Raw genomic sequence first — 22,282 nt, 5'->3', positions numbered from 1 at the left:
GTAACACGAGGCGCCCGAACATGTAGCACCCTGGGTTGATGCGCTTCGCCACGTGGAACGTCAACTCGGTCAAGGCCCGGCTGCCGCGCCTGCTGGAGTGGCTCGACACCACCAAGCCCGACGTGCTGTGCCTGCAGGAGACCAAGGTCGCCGCGGACGGCTTCCCGAGCGATGAGGTCGGTGAGCTGGGGTACGCCACCGCAGCGTACGGCCAAGGCCGTTGGAATGGTGTTGCCCTGCTCTCGCGGGTCGGCCTGGAGGACGTGCGCCAGGGCTTCCCCGGCGAACCGGGCTATCCGGAGCCGGAGGCGCGCGCGATCGGGGCGACCTGCGGCGGTGTCCGGTTCGTCTCGGTCTACGTGCCGAACGGGCGCACCCCCGAGGACCCGCACTACGAGTACAAACTGCGCTGGCTCGCCGCCCTGCGCGACGCCCTGGCCCCGGAGGTGGCGGCCGGTCCCGTCGTGGTCGCCGGCGACTTCAACGTGGCGCCGACCGACGCCGACGTGTGGGACCGCAGCGTGTTCGTCGGCGCCACCCACGTGACGGCTCCGGAACGCGACGCCCTCACTGCCATCCGTGACATCGGCCTGCGGGACGTGATCGCCCGGCCGATGAAGGGCGACCACCCGTTCACCTATTGGGATTACCGGGCCGGGATGTTCCACCAGAACAAGGGCATGCGGATCGACCTCGTCTACGCCACCCCGGCGATCGCCGATCGGGTGACAGATGCGGTGGTGGACCGCGAGGCGCGCAAGGGCAAGGGCCCCTCCGACCACGCCCCGATCGTCGTCGACCTAGGCGATTGACACCCGGCGGCCGTCGTGCGTTCCGCACGAATGCACGTAGGCTCTAACGGATCAGAGCTGTATCCGGCGGGGAGAGACGGGAGGGATCATGACAGCGCAATCGCCGGTCACCACCGGCGACCGGCTCGTCGACACACCCGCACCGGCCCTGCTGCGCGCCGCCCTGGACGCGGCGAGCGAGGCGGTGCTGCTGTGCGGCGCCGCCGACGACAAGATCCTGCTGGTCAACGCGGCCGCCTCGGCGCTGGTGCCGGAGCTCCGGCCGGGTCTTGCCGCCGGCGCCGGCCCCCTGCCCGGTCTGGCCGCCGCCATCGCGGCCGGCCAGGACAGCTTCACCGACGAGTTCGCCGGCCGCCACCTGCACGGGCAGCGCCGGCCCCTCGGCGACGACCACTACGGGTGGTACCTGCGCGATCGCACCGACGAGGTCGCCCGGGCCGGCGCGCTGCAGGCCGAGCGCGCCCGCACGGCCTTCCTGGCCGAGGCCGGGCGCCGCCTGTCGGCCTCCCTGCACCAGGGCCGCTGCCTGCGCATCACGGCCGAGCTGGCGGTGGCCCACCTGGCCGACGCCGCGATCGTCGTGCTGCCGGTCAAACGCCGGCAGAGCATGTGGGTCCGCCTCGTGGCCGGCGGCCCGGTCGACGAGGGCCGGCTCCGCGAGAACGTGCTGCCCGACGTGCCCGGCCTGGTCGAGGTGCTCGGCGGCTTCCCGCCGATCCCCAGCAAGTGGCTCGACGCCGCCCAGGCGCCCGACTGGCTGCTGCCCGGCGACTTCGGCCCGGTCGGCGCCCTGCTGGTCACCCCGCTGCCCGGCAACGCCGAGCCGGCCGGCGCGCTGATCCTGGCCCGCCGCGGCGCCGAGGCCCAGTTCAGCCCGGACGACGAGATGCTCGCCCGGATCTTCGCGGCCCGGGCCGGCGCCGCCATCTCGGCCGCCGGGCTCTACCGCGAGCAGGTCGACACCACCGCCGTCCTGCAGGCCGACCTGCTGCCGCCCGAGCTGCCCCAGCCCGACGGCATCGAGCTGGTCGGCTCCTACCAGGCGGCCAAGGAGGCGCTGCGCATCGGCGGCGACTTCTACGACGTCTTCGGCCCCACCGAGCACAGCTCCGACACGGTCATCGCGCTCGGCGACGTCTGCGGCAAGGGCCCCGAGGCGGCCGTGCTCACCGGCAAGGTCCGCCAGACCCTGCGCGCGCTGCGCCTGGTCGAGGCCAAACCCGACGAGATGCTGCGGGTGCTCAACCAGGCCCTGCTCCAGTCGGCCCGCCAGCACCGGTTCGTGACCATGGTGGTGGGCTCGGTCAGCCGGGCCGACCACGGCCGGGTCCGGCTCAACCTGGCCACCGGCGGCCACCCGCCGCCGCTCGTGCTGCGCACCGACGGCACGGTCGAGGAGGTGCCGACCAGCGGCACTCTGATCGGCGCGGTGGCGCGTACGGTCGTACACCCGGCCGAAGTGGAACTTGCCCCCGGCGAGCTGTGCCTGCTCTACAGCGACGGCCTGACCGAGGCCCGCGGCGGCCCCACCGGCGCCGAGGAGTACGGCGAGGCCCGGCTCCGCGACGCCCTCTCCGGCTGCCGCGGCATGCCCGGGGCGGCCGCCGTCGAACGCATCCGCCAGCTCGTCTCCGACTGGGTGCACGGCGGGGCCCGCGACGACATCGCCATGCTGGCCGTCCGAGCCCCCGACCGCACCCAGCTCAGCCTCCGCACGGGCGCCCGCAACGCCTCGCCGTTCGCCCTCGACGCGCCCCGGCGAGGTGACCGTCGCGTCAGGCAGCGCTCATGACGGTCCCGGCCCCGTTCCGCTCCCTCGACGACCCCGGCCTGGCCGGCGAATACCTGCGCCTGGTCGGCGACAGCGACGAGCACGGCGCCGTCCGGCTCGTGTGCGAGCTGCTCGACGCCGGCGTCGCCCCGCAGCGCATCATGATGGACCTGATCGCCGCCACCCAGGCCCGCGTCGGCGAACTCTGGGCGGCCAACGAATGGTCGGTGGCCCGCGAACACGCGGCCACGGCGATCAGCGAGCGAGCGCTGGCCGCCGTGGCCACCCGCACGTCGGTCAAGCCCTACCGGGGCAGCATCACCATCGCCTGCGTGGACGGCGAATGGCACGCCCTGCCGGTCCGGCTGCTGGCCGAGATGCTGCGGCTGGACGGGTGGCGAGTCGACTTCCTCGGCGCGAACGTGCCCGGCCAGCACCTGGTCACCCACCTGCATCAAACCGGCCCGGACGCGATCGCCCTCAGCTGCATGATCGCGACCCGGCTGCCGCGCGCCCACGCGGCCATCACGGCCTGCAAGGCGGCCGGCGTCCCGGTGATCGCCGGCGGCCGCGGCTTCGGCCCCGGCGGGCGCTACGCCCAGGCACTGGGAGCGGACGCCTGGGCGGCGGGGGCCGAGGAGGCCGTACGCCGGCTCGCGCGCAACTGGCCGCCACACTCCCCCGACCCGCAGTTGTCGGCCTTCCTGGGCGACGAGGAGTATACGTACGTCGTCCGCCAGCGCGGCGCGCTGATCAGCACGGCCATGGCGACCCTGGCGGAGACGTATCCCCGCGTACGCGACTACAACCCCCGGCAGCTGGACGCCACCACCGAGGACATGACCCACATCGTGGACTTCCTGGCGGCCGCCCTGTACGTCAGCGAAACCCAGATCTTCACCGACTTCATCGAGTGGACCGCCGCCGTCCTGGAGGCCCGCGGCGTGCCACCGGTCGCGCTGCGGGTCGGCCTGGAAGCCGTACGGACCCAGTTGCAGGACTTCCCCACCGCGACCGCCATGCTCACCGCCGGCACCCAGCTGGTGAAGTAGCCACCTCTCCCGTTCGCGAATTAAATCGCTCGCGCTGGATCGCGAGGCCGGATAGCGTGCTCCACATGATCTGATGCTTCCTCCGGCCCGCCCTTCCGGCCCGCCCGGCGCCTTTCCGGCCCGGCGCCGCCGACCGCGGGTGGCTGCCGTTGATCGTGCTCGGTTCCGGGTGTTCCGGTGGTTGTCCGCCGTGGAGACGCCTCAGCGCCGACACCCGGAGCACGCCCACTTCTTGTCGCCACGGCTTCGCACTGCCCGGCCCGGCCTCCACGCCGGGCCCCGAGGAGGCCCGTATGCCTGCCCAGCCCTTCACCGTCCACGTGGACGCCGACGACCTCGCCGCCCACGACCTGGCGGCCGGCCTGTTCACCCCGACCACCCCCGGCACCCCGCCCCGCCGCGACACCACCGCGGCCACCCACCACGGCGCCCGCGACTCCCGGCAGGACGCCCGGGACCGCTCCGGCCGCTCCCGCTCCAACCGCGCCGCCCCAGCCCGCACCTACGCCTTCCGGCGCAGCTAGGCCACCACCCGGCCGACAGCGCGGCTCCCGGTCGCCTCTCACACTTCCGGACAGCCCTGTCGGCCAACGGCCCGGCCCCTCCCCACAGGGGCCGGGCCGTCCTGCGTTCGCCAGCGAGCCACCCTCTTCACGCCACCCCGGGCCGCTCCTGCCACCCCCCTCCGGCGAGCTCTCCCCAGCTGGTCCACCCAGCCAGCTCGGGCCGCGCCTCCCGCCGCTCCGGCCAGCCCTCTCAGCTCTTCCACCACGCTCGACCCGCACCCGCACCTTGTCGGGCCGAGCTCCGGCTTGGCGTCGACCGTCTCCGGAAGCCGCTCCTGACATCCACCTCCGGCAATCTCCCCAGCCGTGCCACCTGGATACCTCAGGCCAAATCCCCCGCCGTTCCTGCTACCCATCTCCGGCGATTCCTCCCGAAGACCCGTCAGGTCCTGCCCTCCGCGTCGCCCAGCATCCGGCCCCGCCTCTCGTGCCGTGCATCGTGGCTATGTCGGGAGTTTTCGCACCACAACCTCTCACTTTTCTCGATGTCGGCGAGCTCAGGCGATGCCTATTAGCGGACCGGCTCCGTGTCCTCGACGAGTGCACGACTAACGCAAAGTGACGGGCGGCGGAGACGCGCATGCCTCATCTACGGATAGATCCATGCACTCTAATGTGGCCGCGATATACCTTATTCGCGAATGGCGATACGACCGAGGGCGTGGACCGGTAACCAGAACTTCGTGGAGGTTGGCATGATCCCGGATTGCCGCCACCGGTCCGGGTGCGGGACAAATCTTAGATGCGAGGGCAGATATCATTGTTCGGCCGGGCCGAGACGGCAGCGATGCGCGATCGAACCAGGGCGAAAATTCCGGCGTGCCCAGAAGAAGCGCCGCGATTGGGGATTAGCGCAACGGTACGCCGAGAAGCAGCGCCGCATGTATGGATCCGTGGAGGCGGCCAAGGCTGAGTTCGCCCGGTGCGCCCGCGAGCGGCGCATGCCCCAGCCTCCGGCGGGCTCGACCACTGCCGCCGAGCCCGCCGCCGCGAGCACCACCACGACGCAAGTGCCCCTCGCCTCAAACCCGGGCGCCCCGCAGCCGGCAACGCTCACGCCGACACCTCCGGCGCCAGCTGCGATCGAAGCGACAGCATCCAAGCCCGCGCCCCAACTGCCGACGGCGATCCAACCGGCAGAGTCCGTACCCGGATCGCAGCTGCCGGCGGAAGCGGAACCGGAAGTACTCCTGCCCGCGCCCCAATTGCGAGCGGCGACCGAACCGCCAGCACCCCGACCCACGCCCCAACTGTCAGCGGCGACCGAACCGCCAGCACCCCTGACCCACACCCCAACTGCCAGCAGCGACCGAACCGCCAGCACCCCAACCCACACCCCAACTGCCAGCAGCGACCGAACCGCCAGCACCCCTGACCCACACCCCACCGCCACCGCCACCGCCACCGCCACCGCCACCGGCGACCACACCCGCACCGGCACCGGCACCGGCACCGGCACCGGCACCGGCAATCAAACCGATAGCATCCGAGCCCACGCCGCATACGCCGGTGGCGATATTGGAACCGGCGCTCAGCGTGACCGCCTCTGCTTTCGGCGGGCCCGTCACGTCGGGGCCGGCCAGCGGCTCGGGCGCCGCGGTGATCACGCCGGGGCCTGCACAGCCGCAAGTCAGGCGGACCGGGTCTATTCGGAGATCGCCGTCGCGGACGCACGCCACGCTTTCACCCACTTATTCGAAGCAGCCCGGGCGCGTCGACGCCACCCCGCAACCAAAAATAGATGCAACGGCGTTCAGAACACGGCAACGGGTCGCTTTCTTTGCAGACGGCCACACCGGCGGACGGGCCCGCCACAATCAAACCGAATTTTCCATGCCGAACCAGCGGGAAGGCATGTTCGAACGAGCTGACACAAGCATTTGGCGAAGATATGGAATCCACCGACCGACCCCGGCGCATTCAATTGGCGAATCCGCGCTCGCGTCCTGCGGGGCTTCGTGATCGATTACACGGAGCGTGGAGGGAATCGGACGACGCGGGCCCCAGCGCTACCGGGGCAGCAAAGATCAGGGGTGATGCCGGTTCTCACGAACATTGCGACGCGCGGCGCCAACAGGAAGGCGCCGAAGCGGCGATCAGCCTGACGGGCGGCGACGGTCCGCGGGCTGGGCCGTGCCCGCCGCGCGTTTCCTCCGGGCCGGGCCTTTGCGTCACTTCCAACCCGGCCTGCCACCGCGGCCCGGCCCCACGCCCGCTTACCGGCCTCGGCGCATACGAGTCTTTCAACCTAATGGTTGACGCTCGTCGGGGAGCGGTCTACCGTGGCTTTCAACCGATGAGTTGAAAGAAGGGGCACATGGCGGCGGATGGGCTCTCGCGGGTGTTTGCCGCCCTGGCTGATCCGACGCGGCGGGACATGGTGGCGCGGCTGGCTACCGGGGATGCGACGGTCAATCAGCTGGCTGAGCCCTACCAGATGTCTCTGCAGGCGGTCTACAAGCACCTCAAGGTGCTGGAGGAGGCCGGCCTCGTCAGCCGGCCACCCGGGCCGCAGCCGCGTTCCGTGCGGCTGGAGCGGGAGGTCTTCGAGCAGATCGGCGGGTGGGCCGAGCAGTACCGCCGCCGGGCCGAGGCTCGCTACCAGCGTTTGGACGCGGTGCTCGCGGCGATGGACGACGACCGAATCGACACGAAGGGCGAAGAGAAATGACCGAGGCACGGATCGAAGCAGACAAGAACCTTCCGATCATCCGGATCACTCGCGACTTCACGGCCACTCCCGAGCAGCTGCTGCGGGCGCACACCGATCCCGAGCTGTTCGCCCAGTGGGTCGGGCCGGACTCCACCACGGCCCGCATCGAGCGCTGGGACGCGCAGACCGGCGGGGCCTGGCGCTACGTCGCCGTGCACGGTACGGACGAGTTCGGCTTCCACGGCTCGTTCCATGAGGTCAGCCCGGGGCGCATCGTGCAGACCTTCACCTTCGAGGGGCAGCCCGACGGGGTGGCGCTGGAGACCCTGACGTTCGAGGACCTCGGGGACGGCCGCACCCGCCTGCACGCGCAGTCCCTGGTGGACAGCTTCGAGGGCCGCGACGCCTGGCTGCAGAGCGGCATGGAGACCGGCGTCAACGAGGGCTATGCGAAGCTCGACACCCTGCTCGCCAAGGGCACCGTCTGACCGCCTGGCGTCGGCCCGGCCGCGGAAACCACGAACACGAGCAACACCCGTCTGGACGTCTGCCGCGGGGAGCAGGGGTGGGCGTCCAGCGGGCGGAAACGGAACAGGGCGGCTTGGGCCGCCCTGTTCCCCTTTGGTGCCCGGGTCAGCCGAGTTCGGCGTACACGTCGTCGAGGCGGCCGTGGTACATGTCGGTCTTGGTGTTGAAGTTGGGGCCGCCCAGGCGGAGCGGCAGGGGGTTGCTGATGTTGAGGGTGCTGGGGATGGTGGCGGTGCCGCGGACGACATTGTCGACGTAGACCGAGAGGGTGGAGCCGCTGCGCTGGCAGAGGATCTTGTGCCACTGGCCGTCGGCGACCGAGGTGGTGGAGCGGGCCACGTAGCGGGTGGCGGAGCCGGTGCCGACGACGACGCACTGGGCCTTGCCGTTGGTGCGGCCGACCTGCATCTTCCACTGGCTGGCGGTGGTGGCGACGCCCTTCTGCATGATGTTGGCGGAGCCGGTGATCTGCGTCTTGGTCAGCTGGATGCGGGCCGACCAGCGGAACGTCCGGGTGCCGGGGTTGAGGTCGGCGTCGTCGGGGGCCTCGAGCAGGGCCCGCGGGCAGGTGGTGGCGTTGCTGGCACACGCGGCCGGGAAGCTCGCGTAGCGACCGGAGGGCGTGGTGGTGTCGAAGCGGATGACACCGGAGTCGACGGCGCGCACGGTGAGCGAGGTGCCCCGGCCGGACGTGTCGGCGATGCGGCCGTTCACGGCGCCGGCGTCGAAGGTGTAGCGCGCGACCAGCGCGGGAGCAGCAGTCGTGGCCGCCGGCTTCGGGCCGGCAGTGGCCGGAGCAGCAGGCGCGGCCGCAGCAGCCACCGGAGCACCGACAGGAGCCGCGGGAGCGGCAGCCGCGGCCGCGGGAGCGGGAGCGGCAGCCGCGGGAGCGGGAGCGGCAGGCGCGACAGGAGCGGCGGGCACTGGGGCGGGAACGCCGGCGGGAGCGGCAGCGACGGCGGCCGGGGCCGCGGCGGGAGCGAGAGCGGGCGCGGCGGCCAGGACAGCGGGCGGCAGGGCGCCGGAGCGGGCCGCAGCGGGGGCCGTCGTGGCGACGGGGGCGGCGCCGGGGCGTACGGCCACGGGGGTGGTCACCGCGGCCGGCGGGGTGGTGGCGCCGGGAGCGGGGATCCCGGGGGCGGCCAGTGCGGGCGCCGGTACTGCGAGGCCGGCGACTGCGACGAGGGCGAAAGCCATTTTCATAGGTATAACTTCACGCATCCGCCACAAAAGGGCAAAGGACCCCTTTCGGCGTTTCGGGGGGATTCCCCCGCCCGGACGGGCGAGCCCGTCCGGGCGACGGGGATCATCCCGTCCGAGGGATCAGCACCAGCCCGACCGGGTTACGGAGAGCCCGGCCACAACAGCGGAGGCACCGGCCGGCGCCACAAACCGCGCACCCGTCAGAGGGCCTCGTTCTCCAGCGCGATCCAGCAGACCGCCACCAGGCGCAGCACGTGCCACTCCGCGGTCAGCCACTCGGCCGTACGGACCGGGGCCGTGCCCGGCGTCGGCAGCGAGCGCCCCATGCGGCGGGCGCCGGCGACGATGGAGCGGACGTAGGACGCCAGGCCGTCCGCGTCGAGGGCCTGGTCGGCGTCGGCCAGGGCGTCGCGCACGCCGGCCGCGTGCTGGTCGACGAGGGCGAGGACGCCGGGGTCGGCCAGCGCGGCGACGATCCCGTCGACGCCCACGCGAGCCATCATCTCGTCGAGCGTGCCGGCGGCCGGCGAGGTCGGGACAAGGGCGGAAAGCGGGGCGAAGGCCAGGAATTCGTTCGTCATGCGGAAGAACTTATGGCCTCCGCCGACCCCGCGACAGGGGGGTAACCGAACGGCACCTGAGCGTCAACAAGCCTGCTACGCAGGCAGTTGGTCCATCGCCTTGTAGATCCTTTTGTCCGAAATCGGATAGGCAGTTCCCAACGATTGAGCGAAGAAGTTGATCCGCAACTCCTCGATCATCCAGCGGATCTCGGCCAGCCCCTCGGCCGCCGCCGACGACGACGAGGAACGCAGCTCGCGGTACTCGGACTCGATCTCGTGGAGCTGCGCCATCAGCTGCCGGTCGCGGGCCAGGTTGCCGCCCAGCCGGTCCAGCCGGTAGACGATCCCCCGCAGGTAGCGCGGCAGGTGGTGCATCTGCCGGAAGCCGGTCTCGGTCACGAATCCGGCGTGCACGAGCCCCTTGAGCTGCTGCCGGATGTCGGCCAGGGCCGGGAGCAGCGAGGGGTCACGCAGGGATTTCAGCCTCTGCTCGACGTCGTACGCGGTGGCGAGCACCGCCTGCACCTGGGTCACCACGTTGGCCACGGCGTCGACCAGGTCCTGCCGTACGGCGTCGCGCAGCGAGGCGAACTCGATGGACGACCAGACGGGACCGCCCGCGTCGGCCACCAGCTTGTCCACGGCCGCCCCGGCGCAGTCGTCGAGAAGATCGGCGATCGACCGGTACGGGTTCGCGCGCGACAGCTCGAGTTTGGCCCGGTTGTCGAGCCGCCCCTGCAGGTAGCGGGCGGCCGGCGGGAGGGTGAGGAGCAGCAGTCTGCGCGTGCCGGCGACCATCGCCGTGCGCTGTTCGGCCTCGGTCTCGAAGACCTTGACGGCCACGCTGTCGCCCTCGTCGGCCAGCGCCGGGTAGACGTTGACCTCGTACCCGCCCCGGACCTGAGCCACCCGGCGCGGCAGCAGGCCGAAGTCGTTGGTGGTGATGCCGCGGCGTTCGATGTCGCCGGCCGCCTTGGAGATGGTGGCCTGGACCTTCGGGGCGAGGCTGCGGCGGAGCACCTCGAGGTCGCGGCCCTCCCCCAGCACCTTGCCCTGCTCGTCGACGACCCGGAAGTTGACCCGCAGGTGGTCGGGCACCTGGTCGGGGCGCCAGGCGTCGCGGGGCACGATGGTGCCGGTGAGCCGGCGCAGCTCGTTGCCGATGGCGTCGGGCAGCGGGCCGCGGCGTACGGGCACCCGGTCGAGGACGGCCTCGGCCCAGTCGGGCACCGGCACGAAGTTGGTCCGCAGGGCCTTGGGCAGGGCCCGGATCAGCGCGATGACCACGTCCTTGCGGAAGCCGGGGACCGACCAGCCGAAGTCCTCGGGGTCCAGTTTGTTCAGCAGCGGCAGGGGCACCTCGACGGTGACGCCGTCGGCCGCCGTGTTCGGCTCGAACTCGTACGTCAGGGGCAGTTTGACGCCGTTGGCCAGCCACGCGTCGGGGTAGGCGTTGGGGTCGACCGAGTCGCGGCCCGCGTTGACCAGCAGCTCACGGGTGAAGGTGAGCAGATCGGGGTCGGTGCGGCGGGCGTTCTTCCACCACGCGTCGAAGTGGCGGGCCGAGACGACGTCGGCCGGGATGCGCGCGTCGTACAGGGCGTAGACGGTCTCGTCGTCGACCGCGATGTCGCGGCGCCGGGCCCTGTTCTCGATCTCCTCGATCTGCAGCAGCAGCTTGGCGTTGTCGGCGAAGAACTTGTGGTGGGTCTCCCAGTCGCCCTCGACCAGCGCGTGCCGGATGAACAGCTCCCGCGACACCACCGGGTCGATCTTGGCGTAGCCGACCTTGCGCCGCGGCACGATGGGCAGCCCGTAGAGGGTGACCTTCTCGTACGCCATGACGGCGCCCTGCTTCTTCTCCCAGTGCGGTTCGCTGTAGCTGCGTTTGACCAGGTGCGGGGCGAGTTTCTCGGCCCACTCGGGCTCGATGCGGGCGTTGACCCGGCCCCACAGGCGGCTGGTCTCGACCAGCTCGGCCGACATGACCCACCGCGGCTGCTTCTTGAACAGCGCCGACCCGGGGAAGATGGCGAACTTGGCCCCGCGGGCCCCGAGATATTCGCGCTTGTCGGTGTCCTTGAGCCCGATGTGGCTGAGCAGACCGGACAGCAAAGCGGTGTGCACGTGCTGCCCCTCGGCCACCTCCTCGCGGTCCTCGGCCAGGGTCAACCCGAGGGTACGGGCCGTCTGGCGCAGCTGCGCGTAGATGTCCTGCCACTCGCGCACCCGCAGGTAGTTGAGGAACTCCGAACGGCACAGGCGCCGGAACTGGTTGCCCGACAGCTCCTGCTGTTTTTCGCGCAGGTAGCGCCAGAGGTTGAGGTAGCTGAAGAAGTCCGATTCCTTGTCGGTGAAGCGGGCGTGCTTCTCGTCGGCCTGCTGCTGCTTGTCGGCCGGGCGCTCACGCGGGTCCTGGATGGACAGCGCGGCCGCGATCACCATGACCTCGGCCACGCACTGCTGCTTGTCGGCCTCCATGACCATGCGGGCCAGCCGGGGGTCGACCGGCAGCTGGGCCAGCTGACGGCCGAGCGGGGTGAGCCGCCGGTCGTCGAGCGCGCCGAGCTCCTCGAGGAGCTTGACGCCGTCGGTGATGTTGCGCCGGTCCGGCGGGTCGATGAACGGGAACTTGGCCAGGTCGCCCAGGCCCAGGTTGGTCATCTGCAGGATGACGCTGGCCAGGTTGGTCCGCAGGATCTCCGGCTCGGTGAACTCGGGGCGGCCCTCGAAGTCCTCCTCGGAGTAGAGCCGGATGCAGATGCCGTCGGCCACCCGGCCGCAGCGGCCCTTGCGCTGGTTGGCGCTGGCCTGGGAGACCGGCTCGATGGGCAGGCGCTGCACCTTGAGCCGGCTGGAGTAGCGGCTGATACGCGCGGTGCCGGGGTCGATGACGTAGCGGATGCCGGGGACGGTCAGCGACGTCTCGGCGACGTTGGTGGCCAGCACGACCCGGCGCTGCGAGTGGCGTTCGAAGACCTTGTGCTGCTCGGCCGCGGAGAGGCGCCCGTACAGCGGGACGATGTCGGTGTTGCGCAGGTTGCGCTTGGCCAGCGCGTCGGCGGTGTCGCGGATCTCCCGCTCGCCGGAGAGGAAGACCAGGATGTCGCCGTCGCCGTCGCGTCCCAGCTCGTCGACGGCTTCCGCGATGCCGTCGACCTGGTCCATCGGCTCTTCGGTCTCGTCCTCGCGCTCGGTGAGAAGCGGGCGGTACCGGACCTCGACCGGGAAGGTCCGGCCGGAGACCTCGATAACCGGAGCGGGTTTGCCCGATTTGTCGGCGAAGTGCTCGGCGAACCGGGCGGTCTCGATGGTGGCCGAGGTGATGATCAGCTTGAGGTCGGGGCGGCGCGGGAGCAACTCCCGCAGGTAGCCCAGGATGAAGTCGATGTTGAGGCTGCGCTCGTGGGCCTCGTCGATGATCAGCGTGTCGTAACGGCGCAGCATCCGGTCGTTCTGGATCTCGGCCAGCAGGATGCCGTCCGTCATCACCTTGACCATGGTGTCGTCGCTGACCTGGTCGGTGAAGCGCACCTTGTAGCCGACCGTGCTGCCCAGCGGCCGGTCGAGCTCCTCGGCGATCCGCTCGGCGACCGTGCGGGCGGCGATCCGCCGGGGCTGGGTGTGCCCGATCTGCCCGCGCAGGCCCCGGCCCAGCTCCAGGCAGATCTTGGGGATCTGGGTCGTCTTGCCGGAGCCGGTCTCGCCGGCCACCACGACCACCTGGTGGTCGCGGATGGCCTCGGCGATGTCGTCCTTGCGCTGGCTCACCGGCAGCGACTCGGGATAGGTGATCGGGGGTACGGAGGCGAGCCGCGCGGCCAGACGGGCCGCCGCGCGGTCGACGTCGCCGGCGATCTCGGTGAGCACGGCCGTACGGGCCGCCTCGTCCTTGATCTTGCGGGTGCCCTCGAGCCGGCGGCCCAGCCGGTGCTCGTCGGGCGGGAGAAGCTCGGCGATGCGGGTGCGCAGCTCGGCGACGGCCGGTGGGGCAGGTGTTATCGACATGGCGCGACAAGAATAGGCGGATCAGGGCGTGATTGCCTGGTGATTAAAGCCGCGACGTTTACTTGCCCACAGAATCCAAGGCCGCCATCTCCTCGTCGGTGAGCTCGAAGCCCGCGATGTCGGCGTTGCGGGTGATCCGCTCCGGCGTGGCCGACTTGGGGATGACGACGATCTCGTGCTGGATGTGCCAGCGCAGCACCACCCGGGCGGTGTCGACGCCGTGGGCGGCCGCGATCTTCGTCAGGACCGGGTCGTTCAGGTTGGTCGTCTTGAACGGCGAGTAGCCCTCGAGGACCACGCCGCGGTCCCGATGCGCCTGAAGGACCGACGCGTCGTACAGCGTGGGCCCGAACCTGATCTGGTTGACCGCCGGCGTGACCCCGGTCTCGGCGGTGAGCTCGTCGATCTCGCCGGCGCCGTAGTTGCTGACGCCGATCGCCCGGGCCAGCCCGGCGTCGCGGATCGCGATGAACTCCTTCCAGACGGCGACCGAGCGGCCGCGGTGCGGCGGCCAGTGGATCAGCCACAGGTCGACGGCGTCCAGGCCGAGGGCGTGCAGGCTGGCCTCGATGGTCCGGCGCTCCTGGCCGGCCCGCTCGGGCGGCAGCTTGGTGGTCACGAAGACCTCGTCGCGGGGCACGCCGGAGTCCTTCAGCGCGCGGCCGACCTCGTCCTCGTTGCCGTACATGGTGGCGGTGTCGAGGTGCCGGTAGCCGGCCTCGAGCGCGTCGCGGACGGCCTGATAAGCGTGGTCACCACGGAGCTGCCAGGTGCCGAAGCCGAGCAGCGGCATCTGGGCCCCCGAGGACAGCGGGAGGGCAGGAATCGTCATACGACTCATCCTGCCCCACATCTCACTCCGCGGTGGCGGGCGGCCGCTCGGGCACCGGCGCCCGCAGCGGCACCGCCGCCGGGTTGTGGCCCGACGGCGCCGATGAGGGCAGCGCCCCCAGCCCGGGCAGCCGGGTGTTCTCGATCGCCGCCCGCTCCGCGAGCGCGCGCTCCAGCGCGGCCCGGGTGGCCGCCTCGTCGTCCGTGTCGGTCCTGCTCATGCCTGGTTCCTCCGCCGGTACGAAAATGGGAACGGTGAAGTGGAAGCGGGTGCCTCCACCGGGGTTGTCAGCCACGCCGATCTCGCCGCCGTGGCGCTCGACGATGCGCTGGCAGATGGCCAGGCCCAGCCCGGTGCCGGCGTACCCGGCGGCGGTCTGGGCCCGGTGGAAGCTCTCGAAGATCCGCGGCTTGTCCTCGTCGGGGATGCCGATGCCGCGGTCGGCGACCTCGATGCGGGCCCAATGCGCGGTGAGGGCCTCGCCGGTCACGTCGACGCGGGGCGTGACGCCCGGGCGGACGTACTTGAGGGCGTTGCCGACCAGGTTGTCCAGGACGTGCCGGAGCATGGCCGGGTCGGCCCGGACCTCCGGCATCGGCCCCGCGTAGATGTCCGGCCGCTCCTCCGGCTTCAGGTGCTCGACGCGGTCGCGGACGACCTCGGCGATCAGCGCGCCGAGGTCGACCCGGCGGGTGTGCAGCGGGGCGTCCCGCGCGGTGCTGTAGGCCAGCAGCGTGTCGATGAGCCCGGCCATCCGGTCGACCGCCCGCACGATCCGCCCCAGGTCGTCGCGCACCACGTCGCCCGCCGCCGAGGCCGGCGCGTCGGCCAGCTCCTCGATCGCCGCCTCGCAGTGCCCGCGGATGACGGCCAGCGGCGCCTTGAGGTCGTGGGCGACCACGCCGGCGAAGACGGCCAGGTCGTTCTCGTAGCGGCGCAGCTCGGTGATGTCGTGGAAGACGGCGACCGCGCCCCGCAGCCCGGCGCTGGTACGCAGCGGGCGCCCGTCGACGCTGACCAGGATGCCCTCGGGCCGGCGGGAGTTGCGCACGATCATCTCGACGCCGTCGGACGACTCGCCCCGCAGCGCCCGGATCAGCGGCAGGTCGGCCATCGGGAACGGCGTGCGCCCGTCCGGCTCGTACAGCCCGTAGTGCTGCTGCCAGGAGCCCGGGTCGTCGGCGTCCTCCATGCCGCCCAGCAGTTGCCGGGCGGCCGGATTGTGCAGCAGGAAGGCGCCGCGCTCGTCGACCACGCCGACGCCGTCGCCGATGCTGTCCATGATCGCCCCGAGCAGGCCGGCGTGCCGGCGGCTCTCGGCCTCGGCGTCGCGCAGCTCGGCCGTGGCCTGCTCGACCCGGGTCAGGGCCCGGGCCCGGCTGGTGGCCAGCGTGTAGACGAGCCCGGACAGGATCAGCGACAGGGCGATGCCGCCGAGCAGCACGATGAGCGGCAACGGGCTGGTCGCCCCGGGCAGCAGCCGGGCGTCGGCCTGGGTGATCAGCGTCCACTCGCGGTCGGCGACCTGGATGTCGCTGCGCCGCTCGAGGTCGGCCGCCCCGCCGGCCTCGAAGCGGGCCACCGCCGGCCGTTCGCCGTCGCGGTCGGCCGCCAGAAGCGTGGCCTCGAGCTGGCCCTGGCTGACGGTGGCCAGCACGCCGCGGAGGAAGTCCTGCCCGCGCAGGCCGAGCACCATCCAGCCGCGGAAGACCGGGGACGAGGTACGGGTCCAGACCGGCGCCGCGAAGACGAACGAGTGCTGCTGCCGGGCCGCCGGCAGGTTCCGGTCGCGCAGCAGCACGTACGTGCCGGAGACGCTGGGCCGGCCGGTGCGGCGGGCGTCCTGCAGGGCCTCGGCCGCCTCGGGCGCGGCGCTGGCGTCCAGTCCGTTGAGCGCCGGGCCGGCCGTGTTCAGGGTGCGCGTGAAGATGGTGAAGTAGTGCTCGCCGTCCCCGGCCGGCCGCAGCACGAGGCCTTTCGCCCCGCGCCCGCGCCAGAACTTCTGCACGTCGGGGATGTCCACGGTGCTGGACGGGACGATGAAGGCCAGCGAGGCCGCGCCGATCAGCTCGGCCGACGACAGCGGCGCGGTCGCCGCGTTGAAGTCGTCCCAGGTCAGGTGTGCGTCCGTGCCGAGGCCGGCCGCGGTCGCCTCGACCAGGGAGCGGAAACGCTCGGTCTCGGACTGCACGGCGGCCCGGGCCATCGCCGTCCGCTGGTCCATCACCCGCTCGGCGGTCTCCTCCTGGGCGGAGCGCATGCCCACGTACACCAGCCCGAAGATGACCAGGCCGACCAGCGCGACAGAGACGGCCAGGGCGAGGCCCCTGCTCTCCCCGTTGATTCTCACCAAATCGAGCATAGTTCGCAAAACGCCCCCGCCGACCGGAGTTCCGGTCAACGGGGGCGGATCAAGCTCACTTCCAGGTGTCGTACTGGTACAGATCGCGCTGCGCCATCAGGGTGGTGATCTTGGTGTAGTAGTTGGGGTCGGTGGCGTAACCGGCCTTCCACACGTTCCAGATGAACTTGTTCGCGTCCTTGGTGTAGGTGAACGCGGGCTTGTACCGGCTGTTCACCCGCAGGAAGCTGCCGTGGTCACGGAACGAGTTCGCCATCGACGCGTACGTCCGGAAGCTCGCCACGGTCGTGAAGCAGGCCCCGGCCTTGGTGCACTCCTGGGTCGTGTAGTCGTGGCAGCCGCTGGCCAGCGTTCCGTACCGGCCGCTCTGGCACTTGATGCCGAAGTAGTTGCGGTCGACCGAGGCCAGGCCGCTCTTGCCCCAGCCCGACTCCAGGATCGCCTGGGCGATGGTGACCGACGCCGGGACGCCGTACTCGCGCCAGCCGCGCTGCGCGCCCGGCACCGCCGCGGCCAGGAACTGCTCGGGGGTGACCGAGGTGACCGGCGTCGCCGGCGCGGTCGTGCCCGGGCACGGGGTCAGGGCGGCGGTGACGACGTACGCGTGCGAGATGTAGGAGCCGTCGGAGAGGCGGTTCCACTGCGAGGTCGTACGGACCGTGCCGCTCACCGTCGGGCCGGCGACCCCGCAGACGCCGTTGACCTTGGCGCCGGTCAGCACGGAACGCTTGACGGGGGCGGTGGTCGACGGGGCCGTACGGATGTTGACCTTGCCGTCGGAGCTCTTGACCGTGCCGACCTTGTACGTGGCCGTCGGCGCCTTGACCGTCGGCTTCTTGGCCTTGACGGCCTCGGCCTGCGGGCTCGCGGTGGCGCACTTCTTGACGGCGCCACTGCGCAGGTACGAGTGGGTCACGTACCCGCCGGTGGTGAGACGGTCCCACTGGGTCGTGGTGCGGACCGAGCCGCGCACACTCTGCCCCGCCACCGAGCAGGCGACGGAGATCTTCTGGTTGTCGCGCAGCGAGCCGACCACCTTCGACGCCAGCGACGGCGCGGAGCGGACCTTCAGCGTGCCGCGGACGTCGACCGTGGCCGTCACCCCAGCCGCGTAGGCCGCTTGGGGTACGCCGAGAAGGCCGGCCCCCACGGCGAGCGCGAGCATCGGTCCGGCGAGCCGGCGGGTGTACTGCCTCATGAAAAGTGTCCCCCTCGTTCGGACGGCGTCCGTGTCCGTTCGAAGTTCGCGGGCGCGCGTTGCGGGCCAAGAGCGATCTCGGGTGCAGAAACGTTGCCGAGGGCTCCCGCTGTGGCCAGAATGTGCCGCAGGTGACGTTGTGACTTATGAGGCGCGCGCTTGAAAATTTGCCCGGCTGGGCAAAGCGCGTACCGCCGTTGACCGCGACTCGCAGAAGGGCAGCCTGCCGATGACGGCCCTGGCGTCCCCGTCGTTACCCGACACCGACCCCGAACCCCGCCCCCGCGGGGCCGGTCACCTCGTCGCGCCGCTCGTGGTGTTCGTGCTGTCGGTGGCGGGCCTGTACGCGCTGTGGCGCGTCGCCCTGCGCACCACGGTCGGCCAGCGGGTCGACACGGCCGCGATGAACGGCGCCGACGTGCACCACACCCGCGTCGTGGAAGTGCTCGACCGGACGCTCAACGGCACCAGCCTGGCCAGCCTCGTGCTGGTCTGCCTGTTCGCGGCGATCTTCGGGGTGCTGCGCCGCCGGGCCGACCTGGCCATCGGGGCCGCCCTGCTGGTGATCGGGGCCAACGTGACCACCCAGCTGCTGAAGATGCGCCTCTACCGCCCCGACCTCGACGGCGCCGACATGCCGAACAGCTTCCCCAGCGGCCACACGGCGGCGGCCGCCTCGGTCGCCTTCGCGGTGATCCTGGTGCTGCCGCAGGCCCTGCGCGGCACCATCGCCCTGGTCGGCTTCGGCTACGTCACGATCATCGCGGTGGCCACGGTCTGGGCCGCCTGGCACCGCCCCAGCGACACGGTCGGCGCCCTGCTGGTCACCCTGGCCTGGGGTTCGCTCGCGGTCTTCTTCGTACGCCTCCGCCGGCTCCGCCAGCCCGGCATCACCCGCCGCCCGAGCCGGGTCGCCACCATTCCCCTGATCTTCGGCGGCCTGCTCACCGGCCTGGCCGGCGGCCTCGGCCTGGCCGTCGTGGCCGGCTTCGCCGACCCGACGGGCCGGCTCGCGTTCTTCTCCGGCTCGGCCGCCATCACGGCCGCCGCCGCCGGCGCGTTTCTCGTCTGGGTGTGGCTGACGGCCTCACCGGGCGCCATCCAAGGAGGCACGAAGTGACCACACCATCCACCCCTTCCTCTTCCCCTTCCCCCGAGGGCGGCGTGCCGTCCGGCCCGTCCGGCGTACCGACCCTGCCCGCCCAGAACGTGGCCGCCGGCCCCATCCCCACCGTCGTGGTCGGCACCTTCCCCGAGTACGCGCAGGCCCAGCAGGCAGTGGACCTGCTCTCCGACAATAAGTTCCCGGTCGAGCGCACCGCCATCATCGGCACCGACCTGCGCCTGGTGGAGAACGTCCTGGGCCGCCTCACCGTGGGACGAGCGGCCCTGGCCGGCGCCGCCTCCGGCGCCTGGTTCGGCCTCTTCATCGGCCTGCTCTTCGGCCTGTTCAGCGACTCGAACTGGTTCGCCGTCATCCTGAGCTGCCTGCTGATCGGCGCCGTCTGGGGCGCCATCTTCGGCGCCATCGCCCACGCCGCCACCGGCGGCCGCCGCGACTTCGCCTCACGAAGCTCCCTCCAGGCCGGCCAGTACGCGGTAACCGCCGACGCCGAGGTGGCCGCCCAGGCCCAGCAGCTCCTGGTCCAGCTCAACTGGCGCGCCTCCGGCGCCCAATAGCTCACCCCCGAAAGCCCGGACCGCGTTTGGTCCGGGCTTTTCGCATTCCCCACCAAACACCATTACGCCTGCACGACACTTTCCCCCGCCGCGGACCATTCTTTCCGAATCCGCTCCCAGCCGGGCCCCCATCCCAGCAACAATCGCGCACTTCGAATGCGGCTCGCTTTTGAACGCCGCCCGCTCACACCATTCACGCAGCGACAGCCGTCACCACCCCAGCCCCACTCGCCGGTGGTTGCACCCACAACGACCGCCGGCATTGCGGGCCGGCGGCCGCGGCCGCACCCGCGACAGCAGCGAGGATGACCGTCTTGCTGGTGCAACCGCCACAGATGCCGATACCCAGCCTGCGATAAGAGCAACGGCGGCGCCCTTGCCGGCAAACTGCCGCGCACACCGGCGCCCGCCCCCGACCGCAGCCAGGGGCGGCGGCCTCACCGAAGCAACTACCGCAGACACCGACGCTGCGCCTGCGATAGCAGCCAGGCCGGCGACCCTGCCGAACCAACCGCCGCCGACACCCACGCCCACCCCCGACCGCAGCCAGGGGCGGCGGCCTCACCGAAGCAACTACCGCAGACACCGACGCTGCGCCTGCGGTAGCAGCCAGGCCGGCGACCCTGCCGAACCAACCGCCGCCGACACCCACGCCCACCCCCGACCGCAGCCAGGGGCGGCGGCCTCACCGAAGCAACTACCGCAGACACCGACGCTGCGCCTGCGATAGGAGCCAGCCGGATCAACCGCCGCGGACACCTACGCTCCACCCCGACAAGAGCCAGGCCGGCGGCCCTGCCGAAGCAACTGCCGCGGACGCCGCTGTGTCTCCGATGCAGCAATGACGGTGGTCTTGCCGGTGCAACTGCCGGGGATACTGCTGCTGCGGACGCGACCAGCTCCGCCCGCGACTCCGCGGGCGCGGGAGCCGCAGCTGCCGCGGACGCGATCCCAGCGAGGGCTGCAGGTTCGACGACTGTGCCCACGACTGGGAACGCGGAACCTGATGATGCGGGATCAACAGATCTCCCAGTACCGCCGCTGGGACAGGCAACGGCTGCAGGCGCAACCGATCCGCTCGCGCTTGCAACCGCCCAGGGCCTGCCACGGGCCTGGGGGCAGGTCGCGGAACCCGCGAATACGGCAACCGCAACCGCCGCGGGTGCGATAGCTGCAACGGTCGCGGGAGTGCGGATGCCGGCCCTACCACCGAGGGCCTGGCGGCGGTAACCACGACTCCCTTCGCAACTGCGAACACCCCAGCCGCAGGTGTTGGCGTCGCCGGTATGGACGCAACAGTCATGGCGGCTGCGACTGAACGCCGACCGGCTCCTCCCACCCGACGAGCCGCGCCAGCAACGCTTACGACTGCGGCCGCCCCAGGTGCCACCGGTGCCACCGCTTCAAGCGCGGCCTCCGTTCCCGGCGCGACGGGCAGCGGTCCGACTTCAGAGACCGTGACCGCGGCACCGGTCGCAGACGGTGCAGGTGCAACCGCCGCAACCGCCGCATGCGACTGCGGCTGGAAGCGCGACGCCTGGAGCTGGGAGCGCGACGCCCGGAGCTGGGAGCGCGACGCCCGGAGCTGGGAGCGCGACGCCCGGAGCTGGGAGCGCGACGCCCGGAGCTGGGGCCACGGCTGGGAGCGCGATGCGTGCGGCTGCGGCTGCGGCTGCGGCTGCGGCTGCGGCTGCGGCTGCGGCTGCGGCTGCGCCTTAGCCCTCCGTTCCAGCAGACAGGAAGGACCATGCTGAAGCCGGTGAAGTTTCATCCCATGGCGTTGGGCAAGACCCCCTGCCCGACGACGGTCGAGCTCTCGGCGATCATCGTCATGCTCAGGCGACCAATTGCGAGCCAGAGTGCGATCGCGCATGGCGTTCATTTGCTTCCGCGAGAAAAGCCCAAGCTGCTGGAACCTCATAATCAATTATCCCGCGACAGAGCCGCCATTGCTATCGACAAAACAATGTCGATCATGCCAATTAAAAAAGGCGCCACGCGCCGCGCGGGACATTATCGATATCACATGAGGCGCTCAAAGAGCGTCTGATAGAACACCGAAAAGCAACGCCATCCCACCAGCCCGAGGCGGGAAGCCAAGCGCAAGACGACACCCACCGGCCCTGGCGAGCAGGCGCAACCAGGGATCCGCGCGCAACTCCGTCCGGCTCGCTCGCCACGGACTACAGCCGGACCTGACCTTGGCGCCCACATGGCGCGAGCCGAGGCCAGCGCCGCTGATCGCGGACCGGCAGCTGCGGGCGAAGCCGACGCCGCCTATCACAGACCGGCAGCTGCGGGCGAAGCCGACACCGCCGATCACAGACCGGCAGCTGCGGGCGAAGCCGACACCGCCGATCACAGACCGGCAGCTGCGGGCGAAGCCGACACCGCCGATCACGAACCGGTGGGCGCGAGCCGAAGCCGGCGCTGCCGATCACGGACCGATGGGTGTGGGCAGGTCGGAGCAGCTGGTCACGAACCGGTGGGTGTGGGGCGAGGTCGGCCTCCGCCTTGCGCGAGTCGATGGCTGGTGCCACGGCTCAGCCGCCAGGAGCCGGACTCGGCCGCCGCCTCCCGCGAGCCGACAAGCGGCGCCACAACCTAGGTGAGGAAATCGCAGTGAGCTTCAACGACAGATGGCGTGGCGCCGCAATCTACGAGCACCCGTTCAGGCCAGAGCGTCACTGTCACCGCCTGTGGCCGAGCGGCCCCGAGTCGAGCTCGACCGGGCCTGACGTGAGCCGAAAGGCGGCACCACGGCCCGCCCCGCGGTCCGACAGCGACCGGTCCGGTGGGCTGGCTCGCACTGACAGACGGTCGACCGCCACGAGTGGTCGTGGGCGCCCCTCTCGTGATCGAACGCAACGAACCCCACACCCGAGGGCGCGGGGTTCGAAATGCGAAGGTCTACAGGCCGGCGCGGAGCTCCTGGCGGAGCTTGGTCAGGGCCTTGGTCAGCAGCCGGGAGACGTGCATCTGGGAGATGCCGACCTGGTCGGCGATCTGCGACTGGGTCAGGTTGCCGTAGAAGCGCAGCGTCAGGATCTTCTG

At 71.4% G+C, this 22,282-nt stretch carries 16 protein-coding genes; 9 read left to right on the top strand and 7 right to left on the bottom strand.

Features of this window, described 5'->3' with window-relative positions:
• Positions 1–38 precede the first annotated feature (38 nt).
• The 6 genes from AB0J66_RS35325 (at position 39) to AB0J66_RS35300 (ending at position 7,342) form a co-directional block, all read left to right on the top strand.
• A complete protein-coding gene (locus AB0J66_RS35325) occupies positions 39–812 on the top strand; it encodes an exodeoxyribonuclease III (protein WP_364670285.1) in 774 nt (257 codons plus the stop codon).
• An 88-nt stretch (positions 813–900) separates the two neighbouring features.
• Positions 901–2,604, top strand: coding sequence for a PP2C family protein-serine/threonine phosphatase (locus tag AB0J66_RS35320; protein ID WP_364670282.1), 1,704 nt, complete (start codon positions 901–903; stop codon positions 2,602–2,604).
• Complete coding sequence (locus AB0J66_RS35315; protein ID WP_364670279.1) at positions 2,601–3,635, top strand: cobalamin-dependent protein; 1,035 nt, start codon at positions 2,601–2,603, stop codon at positions 3,633–3,635. The genes AB0J66_RS35320 and AB0J66_RS35315 overlap by 4 nt, the downstream gene beginning before the upstream one ends.
• A gap of 293 nt (positions 3,636–3,928) precedes the next feature.
• Positions 3,929–4,159, top strand: a complete 231-nt coding sequence (locus AB0J66_RS35310; RefSeq protein ID WP_364670277.1) for a hypothetical protein — start codon at positions 3,929–3,931, stop codon at positions 4,157–4,159.
• 2,359 nt (positions 4,160–6,518) lie between these two features.
• The gene (locus AB0J66_RS35305) at positions 6,519–6,872 is read left to right on the top strand and encodes a metalloregulator ArsR/SmtB family transcription factor (protein WP_364670274.1); all 354 of its coding nucleotides are present in this window, start codon (positions 6,519–6,521) and stop codon (positions 6,870–6,872) included.
• Positions 6,869–7,342, top strand: a complete 474-nt coding sequence (locus AB0J66_RS35300; protein ID WP_364670271.1) for an SRPBCC family protein — start codon at positions 6,869–6,871, stop codon at positions 7,340–7,342. Before AB0J66_RS35305 ends, AB0J66_RS35300 begins: the two co-directional genes overlap by 4 nt.
• 145 nt (positions 7,343–7,487) lie before the next feature.
• Here AB0J66_RS35300 and AB0J66_RS35295 read toward each other — a convergent pair whose 3' ends face one another.
• The 6 genes from AB0J66_RS35295 to gsmA form a co-directional block, all read right to left on the bottom strand.
• Entirely contained in the window at positions 7,488–8,579 is a 1,092-nt protein-coding gene (locus AB0J66_RS35295) for a LamG-like jellyroll fold domain-containing protein (protein WP_364670268.1), read from the bottom strand.
• A gap of 206 nt (positions 8,580–8,785) precedes the next feature.
• Positions 8,786–9,166 carry a DUF6401 family natural product biosynthesis protein gene (locus tag AB0J66_RS35290; protein WP_364670265.1) on the bottom strand — a complete coding sequence of 127 codons (381 nt, stop codon included), beginning with the start codon at positions 9,164–9,166 and terminating at the stop codon, positions 8,786–8,788.
• A gap of 75 nt (positions 9,167–9,241) precedes the next feature.
• Entirely contained in the window at positions 9,242–13,156 is a 3,915-nt protein-coding gene (gene hrpA, locus AB0J66_RS35285; RefSeq protein WP_364670262.1) for an ATP-dependent RNA helicase HrpA, read from the bottom strand.
• A gap of 58 nt (positions 13,157–13,214) precedes the next feature.
• A complete protein-coding gene (locus tag AB0J66_RS35280) occupies positions 13,215–13,988 on the bottom strand; it encodes an aldo/keto reductase (RefSeq protein WP_364670259.1) in 774 nt (257 codons plus the stop codon).
• A 22-nt stretch (positions 13,989–14,010) separates the two neighbouring features.
• Complete coding sequence (locus AB0J66_RS35275; protein WP_364670256.1) at positions 14,011–16,338, bottom strand: ATP-binding protein; 2,328 nt, start codon at positions 16,336–16,338, stop codon at positions 14,011–14,013.
• 67 nt (positions 16,339–16,405) lie between these two features.
• The gene (gene gsmA / locus AB0J66_RS35270; RefSeq protein ID WP_364670253.1) at positions 16,406–17,548 is read right to left on the bottom strand and encodes a sporangiospore maturation cell wall hydrolase GsmA; all 1,143 of its coding nucleotides are present in this window, start codon (positions 17,546–17,548) and stop codon (positions 16,406–16,408) included.
• 229 nt (positions 17,549–17,777) lie between these two features.
• Here gsmA and AB0J66_RS35265 point away from each other — a divergent pair, with 229 nt between their 5' ends.
• The 3 genes from AB0J66_RS35265 (at position 17,778) to AB0J66_RS35255 (ending at position 21,278) form a co-directional block, all read left to right on the top strand.
• Positions 17,778–18,668, top strand: coding sequence for a phosphatase PAP2 family protein (locus AB0J66_RS35265; protein WP_364670250.1), 891 nt, complete (start codon positions 17,778–17,780; stop codon positions 18,666–18,668).
• Positions 18,665–19,228 carry a general stress protein gene (locus AB0J66_RS35260; protein ID WP_364670247.1) on the top strand — a complete coding sequence of 188 codons (564 nt, stop codon included), beginning with the start codon at positions 18,665–18,667 and terminating at the stop codon, positions 19,226–19,228. The genes AB0J66_RS35265 and AB0J66_RS35260 overlap by 4 nt, the downstream gene beginning before the upstream one ends.
• 1,654 nt (positions 19,229–20,882) lie before the next feature.
• Positions 20,883–21,278, top strand: a complete 396-nt coding sequence (locus AB0J66_RS35255; RefSeq protein ID WP_364670244.1) for a hypothetical protein — start codon at positions 20,883–20,885, stop codon at positions 21,276–21,278.
• A gap of 860 nt (positions 21,279–22,138) precedes the next feature.
• Here the strand turns inward: AB0J66_RS35255 and AB0J66_RS35250 are convergent.
• Positions 22,139–22,282, bottom strand: a 144-nt coding sequence (locus tag AB0J66_RS35250) for a sigma-70 family RNA polymerase sigma factor (RefSeq protein WP_364670598.1), incomplete at its 5' end; no start/stop codon positions are given.

The organism is Actinoplanes sp. NPDC049598, assembly GCF_040675435.1.
In the GTDB taxonomy this organism is placed as follows: Bacteria; Actinomycetota; Actinomycetes; order Mycobacteriales; family Micromonosporaceae; genus Actinoplanes.
This window is presented reverse-complemented; position numbering and strand designations above follow the sequence as displayed.

Coding starts and splice junctions, on each gene's coding strand:
- AB0J66_RS35325 (WP_364670285.1), top strand. CDS start 39: ATGCGCTTCGCCACGTGGAACGTCAACTCGGTCAAGGCCCGGCTGCCG.
- AB0J66_RS35320 (WP_364670282.1), top strand. CDS start 901: ATGACAGCGCAATCGCCGGTCACCACCGGCGACCGGCTCGTCGACACA.
- AB0J66_RS35315 (WP_364670279.1), top strand. CDS start 2,601: ATGACGGTCCCGGCCCCGTTCCGCTCCCTCGACGACCCCGGCCTGGCC.
- AB0J66_RS35310 (WP_364670277.1), top strand. CDS start 3,929: ATGCCTGCCCAGCCCTTCACCGTCCACGTGGACGCCGACGACCTCGCC.
- AB0J66_RS35305 (WP_364670274.1), top strand. CDS start 6,519: ATGGCGGCGGATGGGCTCTCGCGGGTGTTTGCCGCCCTGGCTGATCCG.
- AB0J66_RS35300 (WP_364670271.1), top strand. CDS start 6,869: ATGACCGAGGCACGGATCGAAGCAGACAAGAACCTTCCGATCATCCGG.
- AB0J66_RS35295 (WP_364670268.1), bottom strand. CDS start 8,579: ATGGCTTTCGCCCTCGTCGCAGTCGCCGGCCTCGCAGTACCGGCGCCC.
- AB0J66_RS35290 (WP_364670265.1), bottom strand. CDS start 9,166: ATGACGAACGAATTCCTGGCCTTCGCCCCGCTTTCCGCCCTTGTCCCG.
- hrpA (WP_364670262.1), bottom strand. CDS start 13,156: ATGTCGATAACACCTGCCCCACCGGCCGTCGCCGAGCTGCGCACCCGC.
- AB0J66_RS35280 (WP_364670259.1), bottom strand. CDS start 13,988: ATGACGATTCCTGCCCTCCCGCTGTCCTCGGGGGCCCAGATGCCGCTG.
- gsmA (WP_364670253.1), bottom strand. CDS start 17,548: ATGAGGCAGTACACCCGCCGGCTCGCCGGACCGATGCTCGCGCTCGCC.
- AB0J66_RS35265 (WP_364670250.1), top strand. CDS start 17,778: ATGACGGCCCTGGCGTCCCCGTCGTTACCCGACACCGACCCCGAACCC.